The organism is Pseudomonas sp. LAMO17WK12:I1 (assembly GCF_900177315.1).
Taxonomy (GTDB): domain Bacteria; phylum Pseudomonadota; class Gammaproteobacteria; order Pseudomonadales; family Pseudomonadaceae; genus Aquipseudomonas; species Aquipseudomonas marginalis.
In genome coordinates, this window is record NZ_FWZV01000004.1 from 386,893 (window position 1) to 404,486 (window position 17,594).

Sequence of the window (17,594 nt, forward strand, 5' to 3'; positions counted from 1 at the left end):
AAACGTATGTTTCAAACAAGTGTTTGTCAGGCGGAGTATCCATGGCCCAGTCGGAAACCGTTGAACGCATTCTCGATGCTGCCGAGCAATTGTTCGCGGAAAAAGGATTTGCTGAAACTTCATTGCGGCTGATCACCAGCAAAGCCGGGGTCAACCTCGCCGCAGTGAACTACCATTTCGGCTCGAAAAAGGCCCTGATCCAGGCGGTATTCTCGCGCTTCCTGGGTCCGTTCTGTGCCAGCCTCGACCGTGAACTCGAGCGCCGCCAGGCCAAGGCCGACCACAAGCCGACCCTGGAAGACCTGCTGGAAATGCTCGTGGAGCAGGCGCTGGTGGTTCAGCCACGCAGCGGCAATGACCTGTCGATCTTCATGCGCCTGTTGGGCCTGGCATTCAGCCAGAGCCAGGGCCACTTGCGCCGTTACCTGGAAGACATGTACGGCAAGGTATTCCGCCGCTATATGTTGCTGGTCAACGAAGCCGCCCCGCGTATTCCGCCTATCGAACTGTTCTGGCGCGTGCACTTCATGCTCGGTGCGGCCGCATTCAGCATGTCCGGGATCAAGGCGTTGCGTGCGATTGCCGAGACCGATTTCGGCGTGAACACTTCTATTGAGCAGGTCATGCGCCTGATGGTGCCATTCCTTGCCGCCGGTATGCGCGCTGAAACCGGCGTGACCGACTCGGCCATGGCTGCCGCCCAATTGCGCCCGCGCAGCAAATCCACGCCAGCTGCCGCCAAGGTTTGACCGCTCCGGGTGTGCGCGGCCGCTTGCATCCGCTAAGCTAGCTGCCCATGTCGAATTCAGCTATTTACTCGCAACCTGTTGTCCTCACTGCGCCTGGTGGGGTCAACGGGTTGTGTGCGTTATTTAAGGAAGGTTTATGACTGCTGCCCTGCAAGGTTCTTTGATGGTCGACGTGGCTGGTACTTGGCTGACGGCCGAGGATCGCCACCTGTTGCGCCAGCCTGAGGTCGGTGGCCTGATCATTTTTGCGCGCAATATCGAGCACCCGCGGCAGGTGCGGGAATTGAGCGCGGCGATTCGTGCCGTGCGCCCGGACCTGCTGCTGGCGGTCGACCAGGAAGGCGGTCGCGTACAGCGCCTGCGCCAGGGCTTTGTGCGCCTGCCGGCCATGCGCGCGTTGGCGGACAACCCCAACGCCGAGTACCTGGCCGAGCAGTGCGGCTGGATCATGGCCACTGAAGTACTGGCGGTCGGTCTCGACCTGAGCTTCGCCCCGGTACTGGACCTGGACTACCAGCGCAGCGCCGTGGTCGGCACCCGTTCCTTCGAGGGCAATCCCGAGCGCGCCGCCGTGCTTGCCGGTGCCTTTATCCGAGGCATGAACAGCGCCGGCATGGCCGCCACCGGTAAACACTTCCCGGGCCATGGCTGGGCCGAGGCTGATTCCCACGTCGCGATTCCCAATGATGAACGCAGCCTGGAACAGATTCGCGCCAATGACCTGGTGCCTTTCGCACGCCTGAGCAAGCAGTTGGCGGCAGTGATGCCGGCGCATGTTATCTACCCGCAGGTGGATGCGCAGCCTGCCGGTTTCTCACGCCGCTGGTTGCAGGACATCCTGCGCGGCGAGTTGCAGTTCGATGGGGTGATTTTCAGCGATGACCTGTCGATGGCTGGCGCCCATGTGGTCGGCGACGCCGCCAGTCGGATCGAGGCGGCGCTGACCGCCGGTTGCGACATGGGGCTGGTGTGCAACGATCGTGCGGCGGCTGAGCTGGCGCTGAGTGCGGCGCAGCGCATGAAGGTCACGCCGTCGGCCCGCATCGCGCGTATGCGTGGGCAGGCGATTGCTTCGACTGACTACAAGCAGGATCCGCGCTGGCTCACCGCACTGGGCGCTTTGCGGGATGCACAGCTGATCTAGCGCTTTTCCTGCTTATTGGGCAACGGCGCAAACAACGCCTCGATATCGTCGTTGCCCAACTGCCAATCCCCCGTCGTACGCCCATCCAGCACGCCCGCTGCCAGGTCGGATTTTTCCTTCTGCAGGTGCTGGATTTTCTCCTCCACCGTGCCCCGCGCAATCATCTTATAGACGAACACCGGCTTCTCCTGGCCGATGCGGTATGCACGGTCGGTGGCCTGGTTCTCGGTGGCCGGGTTCCACCAAGGGTCGTAGTGAATCACGGTGTCGGCTTCGGTCAGGTTCAGGCCCACGCCACCGGCCTTCAGGCTGATCAGGAAAATCTGCAACTTGCCGCTCTGGAAATCCTTCACCGGTGTGCGCCGGTCGCGGGTCTGGCCCGTCAACAGGGCGTAAGCGACACCGCGCTTTTTCAGCTCCACTTCGATCAGGCTCAACATCGAGGTGAACTGGGAAAACAACAGGATCCGGCGACCTTCCTCAAACAGCTCTTCGAGCATTTCCATCAGGCTGTCGAGCTTGCCCGAGCTGCTGCCGCGGGTGGGCAGGGTCGCGTCGTTGACCAGGCGCAGGTCGCAGCACACCTGGCGTAGCTTCAGCAGTGCTTCAAGGATGATGATCTGGCTGCGCGCCACGCCTTTGCGGGTGATTTCGTCGCGGACCTTTTTATCCATGGCCAGGCGCATGGTTTCGTACACATCACGCTGAGCCTCATTGAGATCGACCCAGTGAATGATTTCGGTCTTGGGCGGCAGCTCCGTGGCCACCTGCTCCTTGGTGCGGCGCAGCAGGAAGGGTTTGATACGGCCGTTGAGGTGCTGCAATCGCATCTCACTGGCGCGCTTTTCGATGGGAACGCGGTAGTCGCGGTTGAAGCTCTTGACGTCGCCCAGCCAGCCCGGCAGCAGGAAGTGGAACAGCGACCACAACTCGCCCAGGTGGTTTTCCAGCGGTGTACCGCTCAGGCACAGGCGCTGCCGGGCATTCAGCTCGCGCGCGGCCTGGGCAGCCTTACTGGAAGGGGTCTTGATGTACTGGGCTTCATCGAGGATCAGCACATGCAAGGGCAGGGCGGCCAGGTGCTCGATGTCCTTGGGTAGCAGGGCGTAGGTGGTCAACAGCAGGTCGTAGTCCTGCAGGCTGGCGAAGTGTTTTTTGCGCGTGGCCCCGTACAGCGCCAGCACCTTGAGTTGCGGGGTGAAGTGCGCCGCTTCGTCGAGCCAGTTGGGGATCAGGCTGGTGGGCATCACCACCATGCACGGCCGGTCCAGGCGTCCGGCGATCTTTTCACTGAGGATATGCGCCAGGGTCTGCAGGGTTTTGCCCAGGCCCATGTCATCCGCAAGTATGCCGCCCACCTCCAGTTGGCGCAGCGACTGCATCCAGCTCAACCCTTCCAGTTGATAAGGCCGCAAGGTCGCGTTCAGGCCTTCGGGCGCCACGCAGGTGAAGTCCTTGATGTCCCGCAGGCGCTGGGCAAAGTTGCGGATCTTCTCGCCGCCCTCCCATTGCAGGGGCAGGTCTTCCAGCGGGTTGAGGCGAATAGCATCGGCCTTGGCCAGGCGCAGCGCGGTGGTGCCGGGCTCCTGCAGGTAAAACTCGCCGAGGGTGGCCAGTACCGGTTTCAGGCGGCCGTAGGGCAGGGCCACTTGCAGCGGGCCGTGGCCGCCATTGGGCAGGCCGGGAATATTCACCAGGATCAGCTCGTCATCCCGGCGCCGCGCGAGTTTTTCCGGGTTGAGGATCTCGGTGTGGGAGCGCATCAGGTTGAGCAGGATCGGCAGCAGGCTCAGGCGCTCACCGTTGACGATAATCCCCAGTTCCAGGTCGAACCAGTCGCGCTCGGGGCCTTCATCGACGGTGGCGTACCAGTCGTCGACGGCGCTCAGGTCAAACCCGAAGTCATCATCGATCTGCAGTTCCCAACCCTCGGCCCGCAGGGTCGGCGAGGCGTTGAGGGTGAAGTTCAGCCAGGCGCTGTCATTGACCATCTCGAACAGCTCGCCGGCGCTTTCCGGCAAGGCCTTGCTCTGGCGCGTGGCGATCTTGAAACCGAGCAGGCGCAGTTGTTCGCGATAGGGCTGCTCCAGCTCGGGATGGCGCTTGATGCGCAGGCTCTGGGTTTCCTGGCGCACGATGATGTCGGCGTTCTTCTGCCCGCTGACATAGTTGCCCAGGTAGTTGAACGACAACGCCGCACGGTGCTGGATATAGCGTTGCATCTTGCCGTTGCGCGGCTCAAATGCGCTGAACTCGACGCTGGCCAGCCACAGGCGCGGCACGGGCACCACATCCTCCATCACCACCTGCGGCAACACCACGCGGTTATCCAGCACGGCCTGGAGTTTTTCCAGCAACTCGGCATCCTGGGCCGCCGCCGGGTAGGCCAGGGTTTCCTGGACCTTGAGCAGCACCGCCGCGATGTGTTTGCAGTTGGTGTGCACCGGGCAGGTACAGCGGCTGTCCACCAGGATCAGCGCGCCCTTGGCAGATTCGCGCAATGAGATGGTCTGCCGGTAAACGTTGCCCCCCGAGCCTTCGCAACTGGCGATGATGGTGCTGTCGCCGGACTCGACGATGCGCACACGGTTTTCCAGGGCATAGCGCCGCCCGCGCTCCAGGCTTTGTTCTTTGAAGCGATTGGCCCATGAAGGGGCCAGGGGTTTGGTCAACGGCGACGTCAGGGTCATGGCGCTGGATCAGTCCTGAATGTCGGGTGGGGGTGCGCTGGGTGGCTTGGCGGTCAGCGAAGTGATCTTGATCAGCAGTGCCAGGTGGCCGCCGTCCAGGTAGTTGAGCTGGTTGTTCTTGGTGCGCACGTCTTTCTGGCTCAGGTGTTCGCTGGCCACCACGCTGCCGTTGCTGTCGAACGTGTTGAGCCAGAAGTCCGCATCGATATCCGTGAAGCGCCCCAGTTGCAGGCTCAACACGCCCTCGATGGGGAACTGGCCGAACTGCTCTTGGCCGTCGGTGATCGCGATCTTGACCGGCTGCTCGCCGAGGTTCTGTTCCCAGGCCTTGTGCGCCAGCACGGTGAAGCTGTTATCGGCGTTGAGTTTGTCGACGATATTGTTCAGGCGCGGCGGGCTCAGCCTGTCGCCCAACCGCTGCGCGCCCGCATCCCAGTTTTCCGGCGCAGCGCGGCTGTTGAGCGCCGGCTCCGCGTTCTGGCGTACCAGGATCATTTCCACCTGGTACGGACTGTCGGCAAATGCCGAAGGCGCGAGTACCACCAACAACAGGCTCAGAATGCGGAACAGGCGCATTGGGGCGTCCTTCAAGCAGATTTCGGGATGAGGCGCTCGAACAACGCCTCCAATGTATTAAAGCGTTCTTCGGCACGTTCCATCGGCACCATGAACTTGAACAGCGTAGCCCCTTCGAACTTGTAGCGATTGGGCTGGCCCTGGATCAGCTTGATCAGCACCAGGGGGTCCACCGGCGTCTGCGCTTCGAACTCGATACGCCCGCCTTGCGGCCCGGCGTCGACTTTCTTGATCCCGAGCTGCTCGGCCTGCAATTTGAGCAGGGTCAGGCGCACCAGGTTCTTGGTCGGCTCGGGCAGCAGGCCGAAGCGGTCGATCATCTCCACCTGCAGGTCCTTGAGGCCCTCTTCGTCGGTGGCCGAGGCGATGCGCTTGTACAGGATCAGGCGTGCATGCACATCCGGCAGGTAGTCTTCGGGGATCAACGCCGGCAAGCGCAGGTTGATTTCCGGACCGCCGCCCAGGGGCTGGTCGAGGTTTGGCTGCTCGCCCTTGCGGATGGCTTTCACCGCGCGTTCGAGCATCTCCATATACAGGGTGAAGCCGACGGCCTGGATTTGCCCGCTCTGGCCATCGCCCAGCAGTTCGCCGGCACCGCGGATTTCCAGGTCGTTGGTGGCCAGGACAAAACCGGCGCCCAGGTCCTGGGTGTTGGCGATCGCTTCCAGGCGCTTCTCGGCGTCCCCGGTGATCTGCTGGCGGGGCGGCGTCAGCAGGTAGGCATACGCCTGGTGGTGACTGCGCCCAACCCGGCCGCGCAGCTGGTGCAGCTGGGCCAGGCCGAACTTGTCCGCCCGTTCGATGATGATGGTGTTGGCGCTAGGCACGTCGATGCCGGTCTCGATGATGGTCGAGGCGATCAGCACGTTGAAGCGCTTGTGGTAGAAGTCGCTCATCACCTGTTCGAGATCGCGTTCGCGCATCTGCCCGTGGCCGATGGCGATGCGTGCTTCCGGCACCAGTTCGGCGAGGTCGGCGGCGCATTTCTCGATGGTTTTTACGTCGTTGTGCAGGTAGTACACCTGGCCGCCACGCAGCAATTCCCGCAGCAGCGCTTCCTTGACTGTGCTTTTGTTCTGCTCCATCACGAACGTGCGCACCGACAGGCGCCTCGCCGGCGGTGTGGCGATGATCGACAGGTCGCGCATGCCCGACACCGCCATGTTCAGCGTACGCGGAATCGGCGTGGCGGTGAGGGTAAGGATGTCGACCTCGCTGCGCAGGGCCTTGAGCTGTTCTTTCTGACGCACACCGAAGCGGTGTTCTTCGTCGATGATCACCAGGCCCAGGTTCTTGATCTTTACATCGTCCGACAGCAGCTTGTGCGTTCCGATCACGATGTCGATCTTGCCTTCGGCGAGGTCGGCGACGGCGGCATTCACCTCCTTGGCGGACTTGAAGCGGCTCATCACTTCCACGGTCACCGGCCAGTCGGCAAAGCGGTCACGGAAGCTGTTGTAGTGCTGCTGGGCGAGCAGGGTGGTCGGCACCAGGATCGCCACTTGCTTGCCGCCGTGTACCGCAATAAAGGCCGCGCGCATGGCCACTTCGGTCTTGCCGAAGCCCACGTCGCCGCACACCAGGCGGTCCATCGGCTTGGGCGCGAGCATGTCGGCGCGCACCGCTTCGATGGTGGTTTGCTGGTCCGGGGTTTCTTCGAAGGCGAAGCCGGCGCTGAAGGTGGCGTAGTCGGCCTTCGGGTCGGCGAAGGCATACCCTTCGCGCGCCGCACGACGGGCATAGATGTCGAGCAGTTCGGCGGCGACATCGCGCACTTGCTCGGCGGCCTTGCGCTTGGCTTTCTGCCAGGTCTCGGAGCCCAGGCGGTGCAACGGCGCCAGGGCGTCGTCGCTGCCGGTGTAGCGGGCGATCAGGTGCAGGTTGGCCACCGGCACGTAGAGCTTGGCGCCCTCGGCGTATTCCATGGTGAGGAATTCGGCGGCCTGGTTGTCGATCTCCAGGGTCTGCAGACCCAGGTAGCGGCCGACACCGTGGTCGATATGCACCACCGGCGCGCCTTCGCGCAGTTCCGTGAGGTTTTTGATCACCGCGTCGTTGTTGGCGTCGGCGCGTTTTTCACGGCGGCGACGCTGCATCACGCGCTGGCCGAACAGCGGGCTTTCGGCGATCAGCGCGAGCGCCGGGTCATCCAGCAGCAGGCCTTCGTCCAGTGGCGCGATGGTGATCGCCAGGCGCTCTTTGCTGGCGACAAAATCCGGCCAGCTGTCGACGGTTTTCGGCCGCAGCTTCAGGCGTTCCAGCAGCTCCAGCAGCACTTCACGGCGCCCGGCGGATTCGGCGGTGAACAGCACGCGGCCGGGGAAGTCGCCGAGGAAGTTCGAGAGTGCTTCCAGGGGTTGCGTGGCTTTGGCCTGGATCGCCAGGTCCGGCAACGTCGCCGCAGGGAAGCGCTCGCGGCCGCTGCCGGTGTCCACATCCTGCTGGCTGGCGACCACGCGCGGCCAGTTTTTCAGGCGGGCGAAACAGTCTTCCACCGGCAGGAACAGCTCGGCGGGCGGTAATAAAGGCCGGGAAGGATCGACGCGGCGCTCTTCATAGCGGTTACGCACGTCGTTCCAGAAGTTTTCCGCCGCCTGTTCGATGCCCGGCAACGAGAACACCTGGGTGTCCTGGGGCAGGTAGTCGAACAGGGTCGAGGTTTCGTCGAAGAACAGCGGCAGGTAGTACTCGATGCCCGCCGGGGTAATCCCGCTGCTCAAGTCCTGGAAGATCGGGCAGCGGCGGAAGTCCACGTCAAAGCGTTCACGGAAGCGCGCCTTGAAGCGCGTGACCGCGTCCTTTTGCAGCGGGAACTCCCGTGCCGGCAACAGCTTGATCGACTCGACCTTGTCGATGGACCGCTGGTTTTCCGGGTCGAAGGTGCGCAGGGTCTCGATTTCGTCATCGAACAGGTCGATGCGGTACGGCAACTTGCTGCCCATGGGGAACAGGTCGATCAGCGCACCACGCACGGCGAATTCACCGTGTTCATACACCGTGTCGACGCAGCGGTAGCCGCTGGCTTCGAGGCGCGTGCGCATCTGTTCCACGTCGAGTTTCTGGCCGATATCCAGCACCAGGCTGCTGCCCAGCAGGAACTTGGTCGGCGCCAGGCGGTGCAGGGCGGTGGTGATCGGCACCACCAACACACCGTGGGCCAGTTCCGGCAGGCGGTACAGGCTGGCGATGCGCTGGGAGATGATGTCCTGGTGCGGCGAGAACAGGTCGTAGGGCAAGGTTTCCCAGTCGGGAAAATGCAGCACCGGCAAATCGGGGGCGAAGAAGCTCAGCTCCTGCTCCAACCGTTCGGCGCTTTGGCTGTCGGCGGTAAGCAGCAGGGTAAAGCGCTTGGCTGCGCTGGCAGCCTCGGCAATGGCCAGGCTCAGGGCGGCACCGGGCAGGTTGCCCCAGTGCTGTTTACCTGCCGCGGCAGGGAGAAGCGGTAGACGCAGAACGGGCACGGAAGGTTGAGCTCCAAGCGTTGCGACAAAGTCGGTAATTGTAACGGCCCGGGGTGCCGCCTGTCAGTTGCTGACTGAGCCTATTACGGTTTGTAGGAAATGTAGTGGCTAAGACAAACAAAGCAGCCTTTTGACTCATTATGTAGTGCCGTTTTGCACGGATGTTTCGGAGAGTTACGGACAAGTTGGCGGCACTGCGCCATTGGTGGCCTTCTGAAACCCGCGTGTTTCCTGGCCTGTAGCGGGGTGGTATTTTTTTGCAAGGGCTTTTTGTTGTGGTTGGCGCATTGCTCAACGGGCGGTCGGACGACATAATGTAGCCCCTTTTTTCAGCCCCTACATGTGGAAGGTTCCCGTGACTCAGAAGCCCGACCAGTGTCTTGGTGAATGGATCGACCGTGAAGCACTCGCAGAAGCGATGATCCCGCTTATCGGTCAGCTGTACCGCAATAACAATGTGGTGAGCTCGATCTATGGCCGCAGCCTGATCAACCAATCAGTCATCGCGATTCTCAAGGCGCATCGCTTTGCTCGCCATCGTTCCGCCGACGACAGCGAACTCTCCGTCCACGAAACATTCCCCCTGCTCAAGGCCATGAGCGAGCTCAAGCTCGGCGCGGCTTCGGTAGACCTGGGCAAGCTGGCCTACAAGTTCCGCAAGGAAGGTGCCGGCCGCAGCGCCGAGCAGTTCGTGCGTGAAGAAATGGCCGATGTGGTGGGCCAGCAAAACGCCGCTGCCCGCAAAGGCACCGACGTTGTCCTCTACGGTTTCGGTCGTATCGGCCGCCTGCTGGCGCGCATCCTGATCGAAAAAACCGGTGGCGGCGACGGCCTGCGCCTGCGTGCCATCGTGGTGCGCAAAGGCGCCGAGAACGACCTGACCAAACGCGCCAGCCTGCTGCGTCGCGATTCGGTACACGGTTCGTTCAACGGCACCATCACCATCGACGAAGAAAACAACACCATCACCGCCAACGGTAACCTGATCCAGGTGATCTACGCGAAGAACCCGACCGAGGTGGATTACACCCAGTACGGCATCAAGGACGCCCTGCTGGTGGACAACACCGGCGTATGGCGTGATGCCGAAGGCCTGGGCCAGCACCTGGCCTGCCCGGGCATCGACCGCGTCGTGCTGACCGCGCCTGGCAAAGGCAAGCTCAAGAACATCGTGCACGGCATCAACCACGGTGAAATCACCGCTGACGACAAGATCGTGTCCGCCGCCTCCTGCACCACCAACGCCATCGTGCCGGTGCTCAAGGCCGTTAATGACAAGTTCGGCATCGTCAACGGCCACGTTGAAACCGTTCACTCGTACACCAACGACCAGAACCTGATCGACAACTTCCACAAGGGCGATCGCCGTGGCCGCAGCGCCGCGCTGAACATGGTCATCACCGAGACCGGTGCCGCCACCGCCGCTGCCAAGGCCTTGCCTGAGCTGGCCGGCAAGCTGACCGGTAACGCGATCCGTGTGCCGACGCCGAACGTGTCGATGGCCATTCTCAACCTGAACCTTGAGAAAGCCGCTACCCGTGAAGAGATGAACGAGTACCTGCGCTACATGGCGCTGCACTCCGACCTGCACAAGCAAATCGACTTCGTCAATTCCCAGGAAGTGGTGTCCACCGACTTCGTTGGCTCGCGCCACGCCGGTGTAGTGGACGCGGAAGCGACCATTACCCAGGACAACCGCGTTGTACTGTACGTCTGGTACGACAACGAGTTCGGCTACAGCTGCCAGGTGGTTCGCGTGATGGAAGACATGGCCGGGGTCAACCCGCCTGCGTTCCCGCGCTAAGCCTTTGCACTGAATGAAAAAGCCCCGACTGGTTCGGGGCTTTTTCATGGCTGCGGGTTTTGTGTTGCCGAGCAGGGCCTGATCGGCAGCAGGCTCCTTCCCACATTTCGAGGTGTGAATACCTTCAAATGTGGGAGGGGGCTCGCCCCCGATAGCGGTAGTTCAGCGTATGCCTGCCTAACGGGCAGGCCATTTTCATTTCAGCAGTTTGCCGCGCAAGTCATCGGACAAACCCTTGGGCGCCAGCCAAATGCCCAGGTAGGCCCTTGCCAGCGCGTCATTGCGGCTGCTGAACACCACCTGCCCATTGATCTCCAGGTTCAGGCCACGGCCGGGGCGAAAGTCCAGGGCGTAGCGATCACCGCTGCGGATGTTACGAAAGCTGGCGTGCAACTGGTCGACTTCAAGCTTCAGGCGAGGGCTGGCTTGCTGGCGCTCCAAGGTGGCCGTCGCCGCCTTGATCACATCGTTGCGGTCGATGTCGCGAAAGTAATACAGCACAAGGCGCAGCGGCTGTTGCGAGTCCCATGCCTGCCTGGCGCTCCCATTTTGCGGGGCATACAGCGCAGCCGCGTACACATCCGCCCAGAGGTAGGTGAACACCGTCTGGTTTTTCAGCGCCAGTCCATGGGCTTGCGCAGGAAAATCGGCTTGCCGGAGGCGGTCTGCCTCACTCGCATGCACCACAACCGAAAAAATCATCATTAAACAGAAAACGACATGCCGCATAATGGCCCGTCCTGCAAAGGTGCGTGTCAGCAGTGTAATGCCGGTTTCCTGTTCCTGTAGTAAAGGCAAAACTGGCCTACGACGCGACCAAGGGTTAATGTGCGCGGCGTTGAGCCTTATATAGACTGTGCCCCGGTTCACACACTTGAGCCAAATTGTCCTTCATGACCGCTGGCCGCGGCATGATTTAGCCAGGCGTCCAACCGTGCGCCTGGCCTGTTCTGAGGAGTACGCATGGCTGTCTACAACTACGACGTGGTGGTACTGGGTTCCGGCCCGGCTGGAGAAGGTGCGGCGATGAACGCCGCGAAGGCAGGGCGCAAGGTGGCAATGGTCGATAGCCGTCGCCAGGTCGGCGGTAACTGCACCCACCTGGGCACCATCCCGTCCAAGGCTCTGCGTCACTCGGTGCGCCAGATCATGCAGTTCAACACCAACCCGATGTTCCGGGCCATTGGTGAGCCGCGCTGGTTCTCGTTCCCGGACGTGCTGAAAAGCGCCGAGAAGGTCATCTCCAAGCAAGTCGCTTCGCGCACCGGCTACTACGCCCGTAACCGTGTCGACCTGTTCTTCGGCACCGGCAGCTTCGCCGACGAGCAAACCGTCGAAGTGGTGTGCGCCAACGGCGTGGTCGAGAAGCTGGTGGCCAAGCACATCATCATCGCCACCGGTTCGCGCCCGTATCGCCCGGCGGACATCGATTTCCACCACCCGCGTATCTACGATAGCGACACCATCCTCAGCCTGGGCCACACCCCGCGCAAGTTGATCATCTACGGCGCCGGCGTGATCGGCTGTGAATACGCCTCGATCTTCAGCGGCCTGGGCGTGCTGGTGGAGCTGGTGGACAACCGCGACCAGTTGCTGAGCTTCCTCGACTCGGAAATTTCCCAGGCGTTGAGCTACCACTTCAGCAACAACAACATCACCGTGCGTCACAACGAAGAATACGAGCGGGTCGAAGGCCTGGACAACGGCGTGATCCTGCACCTCAAGTCCGGCAAGAAGATCAAGGCCGATGCCTTGCTGTGGTGCAACGGCCGTACCGGCAATACCGACAAGCTCGGCATGGAAAACATCGGGGTCAAGGTCAACAGCCGTGGCCAGATCGAAGTCGACGAGAACTATCGTACCTGCGTGCCGAACATCTACGGCGCCGGTGACGTGATCGGCTGGCCAAGCCTGGCCAGTGCGGCGCATGACCAGGGCCGTTCGGCGGCCGGCAGCATTGTCGACAACGGCAGCTGGCGTTATGTGAACGACGTGCCGACCGGGATCTACACGATTCCCGAGATCAGCTCGATCGGCAAGAACGAGCACGAACTGACCAAGGCCAAGGTGCCTTACGAAGTGGGCAAGGCGTTCTTCAAGAGCATGGCGCGTGCGCAGATCGCCGGTGAGCCGCAAGGCATGCTCAAGATCCTGTTCCACCGCGAAACCCTGGAAGTCCTCGGCGTGCATTGCTTCGGCTACCAGGCTTCGGAGATCGTGCACATCGGCCAGGCGATCATGAACCAGCCGGGTGAGCAAAATACCCTCAAGTATTTCGTCAACACCACGTTCAACTACCCGACCATGGCCGAAGCCTATCGGGTAGCGGCCTACGACGGCCTCAACCGGCTTTTTTGAGCGGCTCCGGCCGGTGGCCTGAGCCGGCCGGGGAGACCGATTTCAGTAATTCTCGAGGGTGGCAGTGGCCAAACCGGGAAAGTCTGTAATCAGGCTATCTACGCCGAAGTCGGCGAGCCTGCGCATCAGCGCAGGTTCGTTGACCGTCCACACGGACACATGCAAACCCTGGCGCTGGGCTTTTTCCAGGCGTTCGGGGGTGCACAACGTCCAGTTCAACGCCAGCATCTCACAGCCATAGTTCTGCGCGACCTTCAGCGGGTCGAGCCAGGCATATTCGGCGACGAGCCCGCGTGACAGGTCGGGGGTGAGTTCAACCGCTGCTTTCAACACTTCCCGCGAGCTTGAGGTCACGGTGACCTTGTCCATCAGGCCGAAACGCACGGCCATCTCACGAATGGCCAGCACGGTGGTCGCGGCGCGGGTGCGCGAGGCGCTTTTGACTTCCAGTTGCCAGTGATCGAAGTCGCACTGTTCGAACAGCTCTTCCAGGCGCGGAATCGGGCAAGGCTTGACCCAGCCCGGGCCGCCTTTGCGCGCGTCCATCTTCACCAGGTCTGCTGCCGAATACTCGACGACTTTGCCGCGCCGGTCGGTGGTGCGCTTGAGGGTTGGGTCGTGGATGACCATCAGCTCGCCGTCCATGGACAGGTGCAAATCCAGTTCGCAGCGGCGTACACCGTGCTTGAGACACGCCTGGAAGCTGGTCAGGGTGTTTTCCGGTGCTTCGCCTTTGGCACCGCGGTGGCCGTAGATCAGGGTCACAGTTGCTCCTTTACGCCAGCTTGTCTGGCGGGGTAAATACGAATTCAGGTGTCTTGGGCGTCGCTCTGTTCCCGTGCCAGGCGCCGTTCCTGCGCCTGTTTCTGCAGGATGTAGCGCGCCAGCAGCTGGCGTTGGGCATCGGTCATGGCTTCGAATTCCGTGCCGACGTCAAAGCCTGTGCCCTTGGGATCGCAATGGGTGACCCGCGCGCGCAGCAGCAGGCCGAGCGCCTGGGGCATCAGCACCAGCTTGACCGCCAGGTGCGCACCCACCGTCAGGGGGGAGGGGTGTTGGAAATCGATGCCGCCTTCGGAGATGATCACCGGTTGCGGGGCGCCGACCTCATCCAGCAGGCCGCGGGCCATGATTTGGCTGAGCAAGTCCAGGCGTTTGTTCTGCACCCGGAGAAAGGCCACGAGGGTGCGATCCTTCTCGCTGAGCTGGCGCAGCAGGTGCTGGGCTTCAAATTCGCTCAGGTGCAGTTCACTGAGCAGATTGAACAGCGGTGAATCATCCAGCAACACTTCCTTGCTCGCCGCTTCGGGGGCAGACAGGCTTTTGATTTGGAGTGCGATCATGTCGTCGATACGGTAGTATTCGCGGCGCTCTTCTTCATCTAATGTCGACATGGCGAACCCCAGGTAACGGTAATGGTCTGAGTGTAAAGCTGCTTACCAGACCCCGCCACCGGGACGTCTTCTTTTCCTCCGAACAAGCCCCGACATGTTCAGACCTCTCTTCGTATTTATTGGCACGCGTTATACCCGTGCAAAGCGTCGCAATCATTTTGTGTCGTTCATTTCCTTGACCTCGATGATCGGTCTCGCCCTTGGCGTGGTCGTGATGATCGTAGTGCTGTCGGTGATGAACGGCTTCGATCATGAGATGCGCACCCGCGTGCTGGGCATGGTGCCCCACGCGACCATCGAGGGCGATGCGCCCATCAGCGACTGGCAAAGCCTGGCCGCCAAGGTCAAGCAGAACCCCAAGGTAGTGGCCGTGGCGCCGTTTACCCAGATGCAGGGGCTGCTGACCAACGACGGCAAGGTGCAGAAAATCCTGCTCAATGCCATCGACCCGGCCCAGGAACGCAACGTCTCGATCATCGACAAGTTCATGTTGCAGGGCAAACTCGACGATCTGGCCCCCGGCAGCTTTGGCATTGTCATCGGTGACAAGGCGGCGGCCAAGCTCGGCGTAGGCATCGGCGACAAGCTGACCTTCGTCGCGCCGGAAGTCACCGTGACGCCGGCCGGCATGTTCCCGCGCATGAAGCGCTTTACCGTGGTCGGCACTTTCCACGTCGGCGCCGGCGAGATCGACGGCTACCTCGGCCTGACCAACCTCACCGACCTGGCCCGCCTGCATCGCTGGCAGCCGGACCAGGTGCAAGGCCTGCGCCTGAAGTTCAACGACTTGTTCGATGCCCCGCGCGGCGCCTGGGAAATCGCCCAACACCTGGGTGAAAGCCAGTACTACGCCCGCGACTGGACTCGCACCCACGGCAACCTGTACCAGGCCATCCGCATGGAAAAAGCCATGATCGGCCTGCTGTTGCTGCTGATCGTCGCCGTTGCCGCCTTCAACATCATCTCCACGCTGGTGATGGTGGTGAATGACAAGAAGGGCGACATCGCCATCCTGCGCACCCTCGGCGCCACGCCGGGGCAGATCATGGCGATCTTCATGGTGCAGGGCACCGTGATCGGCGTGGTCGGCACCTTGATCGGCACCGCGGTAGGCATTTTGGCCGCGCTGAATGTGAGTGCCGCCATCGCCTTGCTTGAAAAGGTGATCGGCCACAAGTTCCTCAACGCCGACGTCTACTTCATCGATTACCTGCCGTCCCAGGTGCAAGCCCAGGACGTGCTAATGGTGGGCGGCGCCGCGTTGGTCCTGAGTTTCCTTGCCACCCTGTATCCAGCCTGGCGCGCGGCACGTACCCAGCCAGCACAGGCCTTACGTTATGAGTGAATCGGGCATGAGTGAAAAAGCAATCCTGAGCTGCCGCAACCTGGGCAAATCCTACGAGGAAGGCCCGGAATCGGTCGTGGTGCTGTCCAACCTGCAACTGGAACTGCATCCCGGCGAGCGCGTGGCGATCGTCGGCAGTTCCGGTTCCGGCAAAAGTACCTTGCTCAACCTGTTGGGCGGCCTCGATACGCCGTCCCAGGGCAGCGTATGGCTGGCCGGTGAAGAACTGTCGGCCCTGAATGAAAAGGCCCGTGGCCAGTTGCGCAACCGTTCGTTGGGCTTTGTGTACCAGTTCCACCACCTGTTGCCGGAATTCACCGCCCTGGAAAACGTGTGCATGCCGTTGCTGATCGGCAAGACCGCGATCCCGGAAGCGCGCCAGCGCGCCAAGGCGTTGCTCGAGCGCGTCGGCCTCGGCCATCGCCTGGAGCACAAGCCGGCCGAACTGTCCGGCGGTGAGCGCCAGCGTGTGGCGATTGCCCGTGCCCTGGTGAACAACCCGGGGCTGGTGATGCTCGACGAGCCCACCGGCAACCTCGACTCCCACACGGCCCAGGGCATCAAGGACTTGATGCTGGAACTGAGCACCCAGATGCGCACTGCGTTCCTGGTGGTGACCCATGACATGAGCATGGCCCGCCAGATGGACCGTGTGCTGCACCTGCAGGAAGGTCATCTGGTCGCCATCTGACCTGTTTCAAGCCCGGTGCCTGACGCCGGGTTTTCTATTTTTCCAACGGTGCCCGCGAATGTTCAGACCGTTATCGATTTTCATCGGCACGCGCTATACCCGCGCCAAGCGCCGCAACCGTTTTGTTTCGTTCATCTCGATGACCTCGATGATCGGCCTCGCCCTGGGCGTGCTGGCGATGATCGTGGTGCTATCGGTGATGAACGGCTTTCAGCGTGAAATGAGCTCGCGCATCCTTGGCATGGTGCCCCACGCCACTATCGTCGGGGTGAACCCGATCGACGATTGGCAGCCGGTGGCCGCTGCGGCGATGAAGAATCCGCAAGTGACTGCCGCCGTACCGTTCACGCAGATGGACGGCATGTTCTCCTACAAGGGCGCGATGCAGCCGATTGAGATCAGCGGCGTCGATCCGGCCCAGGAAGGCAAGGTGTCGATCGTGGCCCAGCATATCGTGCAGGGCAAACTGGAAGACCTGAAGCCCGGCGAGTTCGGCGTGGTGGTCGGCGAAATCACCGCCCGGCGTTTTCGCCTGAATGTGGGCGACAAATTGACCCTGATCGTCCCGGAAATCAGCAGTGCGCCCGGTGGTATCACCCCGCGCATGCAGCGTCTGAACGTAGTGGGTATCTTCAAGGTCGGCGCCGAGCTGGATGGCTCCATGGCCCTCATCCACATGGCTGACGCTGCCGAGATACAGCATTGGCAGCCGAACCAGGTGCAGAGCGTGCGCCTGGCGTTGAAAGACCTGTACGCAGCGCCCAAGGTCTCGGCGGACATCGCCGCCAGCCTCGGCAGCGGCTACAAGCCCGATGACTGGACCCACACCCAGGGCAGCCTGTTCAGTGCGATGAAGATGGAAAAGACCATGATCGGCCTGTTGTTGCTGATGATCGTCGCCGTCGCGGCGTTCAACATCATCGCCACGCTGATCATGGTGGTGAACGACAAGGGTGCGGACATCGCGATCCTGCGCACCATCGGTGCCACGCCACGGCAGATCATGGCGATCTTCATGGTGCAGGGCACGGTGATCGGCATTGTCGGCACCTTGATCGGCGGCGTGCTGGGGGTGATTGCGGCGCTGAACGTGAGTGAGCTGGTGGGCTGGCTGGAGCGGGTGAGCGGGCAGCATATCTTCAGTTCGGATGTGTACTTCGTCAGCAACCTGCCTTCGGAGCTGCAAAGTGGCGATGTGGTGCTGATTTGTACGGCCGGGTTTGTGTTGAGCTTCCTGGCGACGATTTACCCGGCGTATCGGGCGGCGAAGATTGAGCCGGCGCATGCCCTTAGGTATTCGTAGTCTTTAAGACCGCTATCGGGGGCAAGCCCCTCCCACATTTGAATGTATTCACGGATCAACGTGTGGGAGGGGGCTTGCC

At 61.9% G+C, this 17,594-nt stretch carries 13 protein-coding genes; 7 read left to right on the top strand and 6 right to left on the bottom strand.

The window, feature by feature from the left end; translation table 11 throughout:
* Positions 1 to 41: 41 nt before the first annotated feature.
* On the top strand, positions 42 to 749 hold the full coding sequence (locus tag B9N88_RS09550) for a TetR/AcrR family transcriptional regulator (RefSeq protein ID WP_027604237.1): 708 nt from the start codon (positions 42 to 44) through the stop codon (positions 747 to 749).
* A gap of 136 nt (positions 750 to 885) precedes the next feature.
* Positions 886 to 1,893, top strand: a complete 1,008-nt coding sequence (nagZ, locus tag B9N88_RS09555; RefSeq protein WP_027604236.1) for a beta-N-acetylhexosaminidase — start codon at positions 886 to 888, stop codon at positions 1,891 to 1,893.
* On the opposite strand, the gene B9N88_RS09560 is transcribed toward nagZ, so the two are convergent.
* From B9N88_RS09560 to mfd, 3 genes are read right to left on the bottom strand one after another with little or no spacing between them, the layout of a single operon-like run.
* Positions 1,890 to 4,583 carry a DEAD/DEAH box helicase gene (locus B9N88_RS09560; RefSeq protein ID WP_027604235.1) on the bottom strand — a complete coding sequence of 898 codons (2,694 nt, stop codon included), beginning with the start codon at positions 4,581 to 4,583 and terminating at the stop codon, positions 1,890 to 1,892. The genes nagZ and B9N88_RS09560 overlap by 4 nt on opposite strands.
* A 9-nt stretch (positions 4,584 to 4,592) precedes the next feature.
* Complete coding sequence (locus B9N88_RS09565) at positions 4,593 to 5,159, bottom strand: CsiV family protein (protein WP_027604234.1); 567 nt, start codon at positions 5,157 to 5,159, stop codon at positions 4,593 to 4,595.
* 11 nt (positions 5,160 to 5,170) lie between these two features.
* Positions 5,171 to 8,620 carry a transcription-repair coupling factor gene (gene mfd, locus B9N88_RS09570; protein ID WP_027604233.1) on the bottom strand — a complete coding sequence of 1,150 codons (3,450 nt, stop codon included), beginning with the start codon at positions 8,618 to 8,620 and terminating at the stop codon, positions 5,171 to 5,173.
* 340 nt (positions 8,621 to 8,960) lie between these two features.
* Here mfd and B9N88_RS09575 point away from each other — a divergent pair, with 340 nt between their 5' ends.
* Entirely contained in the window at positions 8,961 to 10,424 is a 1,464-nt protein-coding gene (locus tag B9N88_RS09575) for a glyceraldehyde-3-phosphate dehydrogenase (protein WP_027604232.1), read from the top strand.
* Positions 10,425 to 10,619: 195 nt separating this feature from the next.
* Here the strand turns inward: B9N88_RS09575 and B9N88_RS09580 are convergent, their stop codons facing one another.
* The gene (locus B9N88_RS09580) at positions 10,620 to 11,153 is read right to left on the bottom strand and encodes a chalcone isomerase family protein (RefSeq protein ID WP_027604231.1); all 534 of its coding nucleotides are present in this window, start codon (positions 11,151 to 11,153) and stop codon (positions 10,620 to 10,622) included.
* Between the two features lie 234 nt (positions 11,154 to 11,387).
* Here B9N88_RS09580 and sthA point away from each other — a divergent pair, with 234 nt between their 5' ends.
* Positions 11,388 to 12,782 carry a Si-specific NAD(P)(+) transhydrogenase gene (sthA, locus tag B9N88_RS09585; protein ID WP_003189670.1) on the top strand — a complete coding sequence of 465 codons (1,395 nt, stop codon included), beginning with the start codon at positions 11,388 to 11,390 and terminating at the stop codon, positions 12,780 to 12,782.
* A 42-nt stretch (positions 12,783 to 12,824) separates the two neighbouring features.
* Here the strand turns inward: sthA and B9N88_RS09590 are convergent, their stop codons facing one another.
* Together B9N88_RS09590 and B9N88_RS09595 are read right to left on the bottom strand one after the other, a co-directional pair.
* Complete coding sequence (locus B9N88_RS09590; protein WP_027604230.1) at positions 12,825 to 13,547, bottom strand: glycerophosphodiester phosphodiesterase; 723 nt, start codon at positions 13,545 to 13,547, stop codon at positions 12,825 to 12,827.
* Positions 13,548 to 13,591: 44 nt separating this feature from the next.
* Positions 13,592 to 14,176, bottom strand: a complete 585-nt coding sequence (locus B9N88_RS09595; RefSeq protein ID WP_027604229.1) for a PilZ domain-containing protein — start codon at positions 14,174 to 14,176, stop codon at positions 13,592 to 13,594.
* Positions 14,177 to 14,270: 94 nt separating this feature from the next.
* Between B9N88_RS09595 and B9N88_RS09600 the strand changes: the two genes are divergently transcribed.
* From B9N88_RS09600 to B9N88_RS09610, 3 genes are read left to right on the top strand one after another with little or no spacing between them, the layout of a single operon-like run.
* On the top strand, positions 14,271 to 15,521 hold the full coding sequence (locus B9N88_RS09600; protein WP_027604228.1) for a lipoprotein-releasing ABC transporter permease subunit: 1,251 nt from the start codon (positions 14,271 to 14,273) through the stop codon (positions 15,519 to 15,521).
* Between the two features lie 7 nt (positions 15,522 to 15,528).
* Positions 15,529 to 16,212 (top strand): lipoprotein-releasing ABC transporter ATP-binding protein LolD, encoded by a 684-nt coding sequence (gene lolD, locus B9N88_RS09605; protein WP_024074097.1) that lies wholly within the window; start codon positions 15,529 to 15,531, stop codon positions 16,210 to 16,212.
* A 58-nt stretch (positions 16,213 to 16,270) separates the two neighbouring features.
* Complete coding sequence (locus B9N88_RS09610) at positions 16,271 to 17,515, top strand: lipoprotein-releasing ABC transporter permease subunit (protein WP_027604226.1); 1,245 nt, start codon at positions 16,271 to 16,273, stop codon at positions 17,513 to 17,515.
* The last annotated feature ends 79 nt before the right edge of the window (positions 17,516 to 17,594 follow it).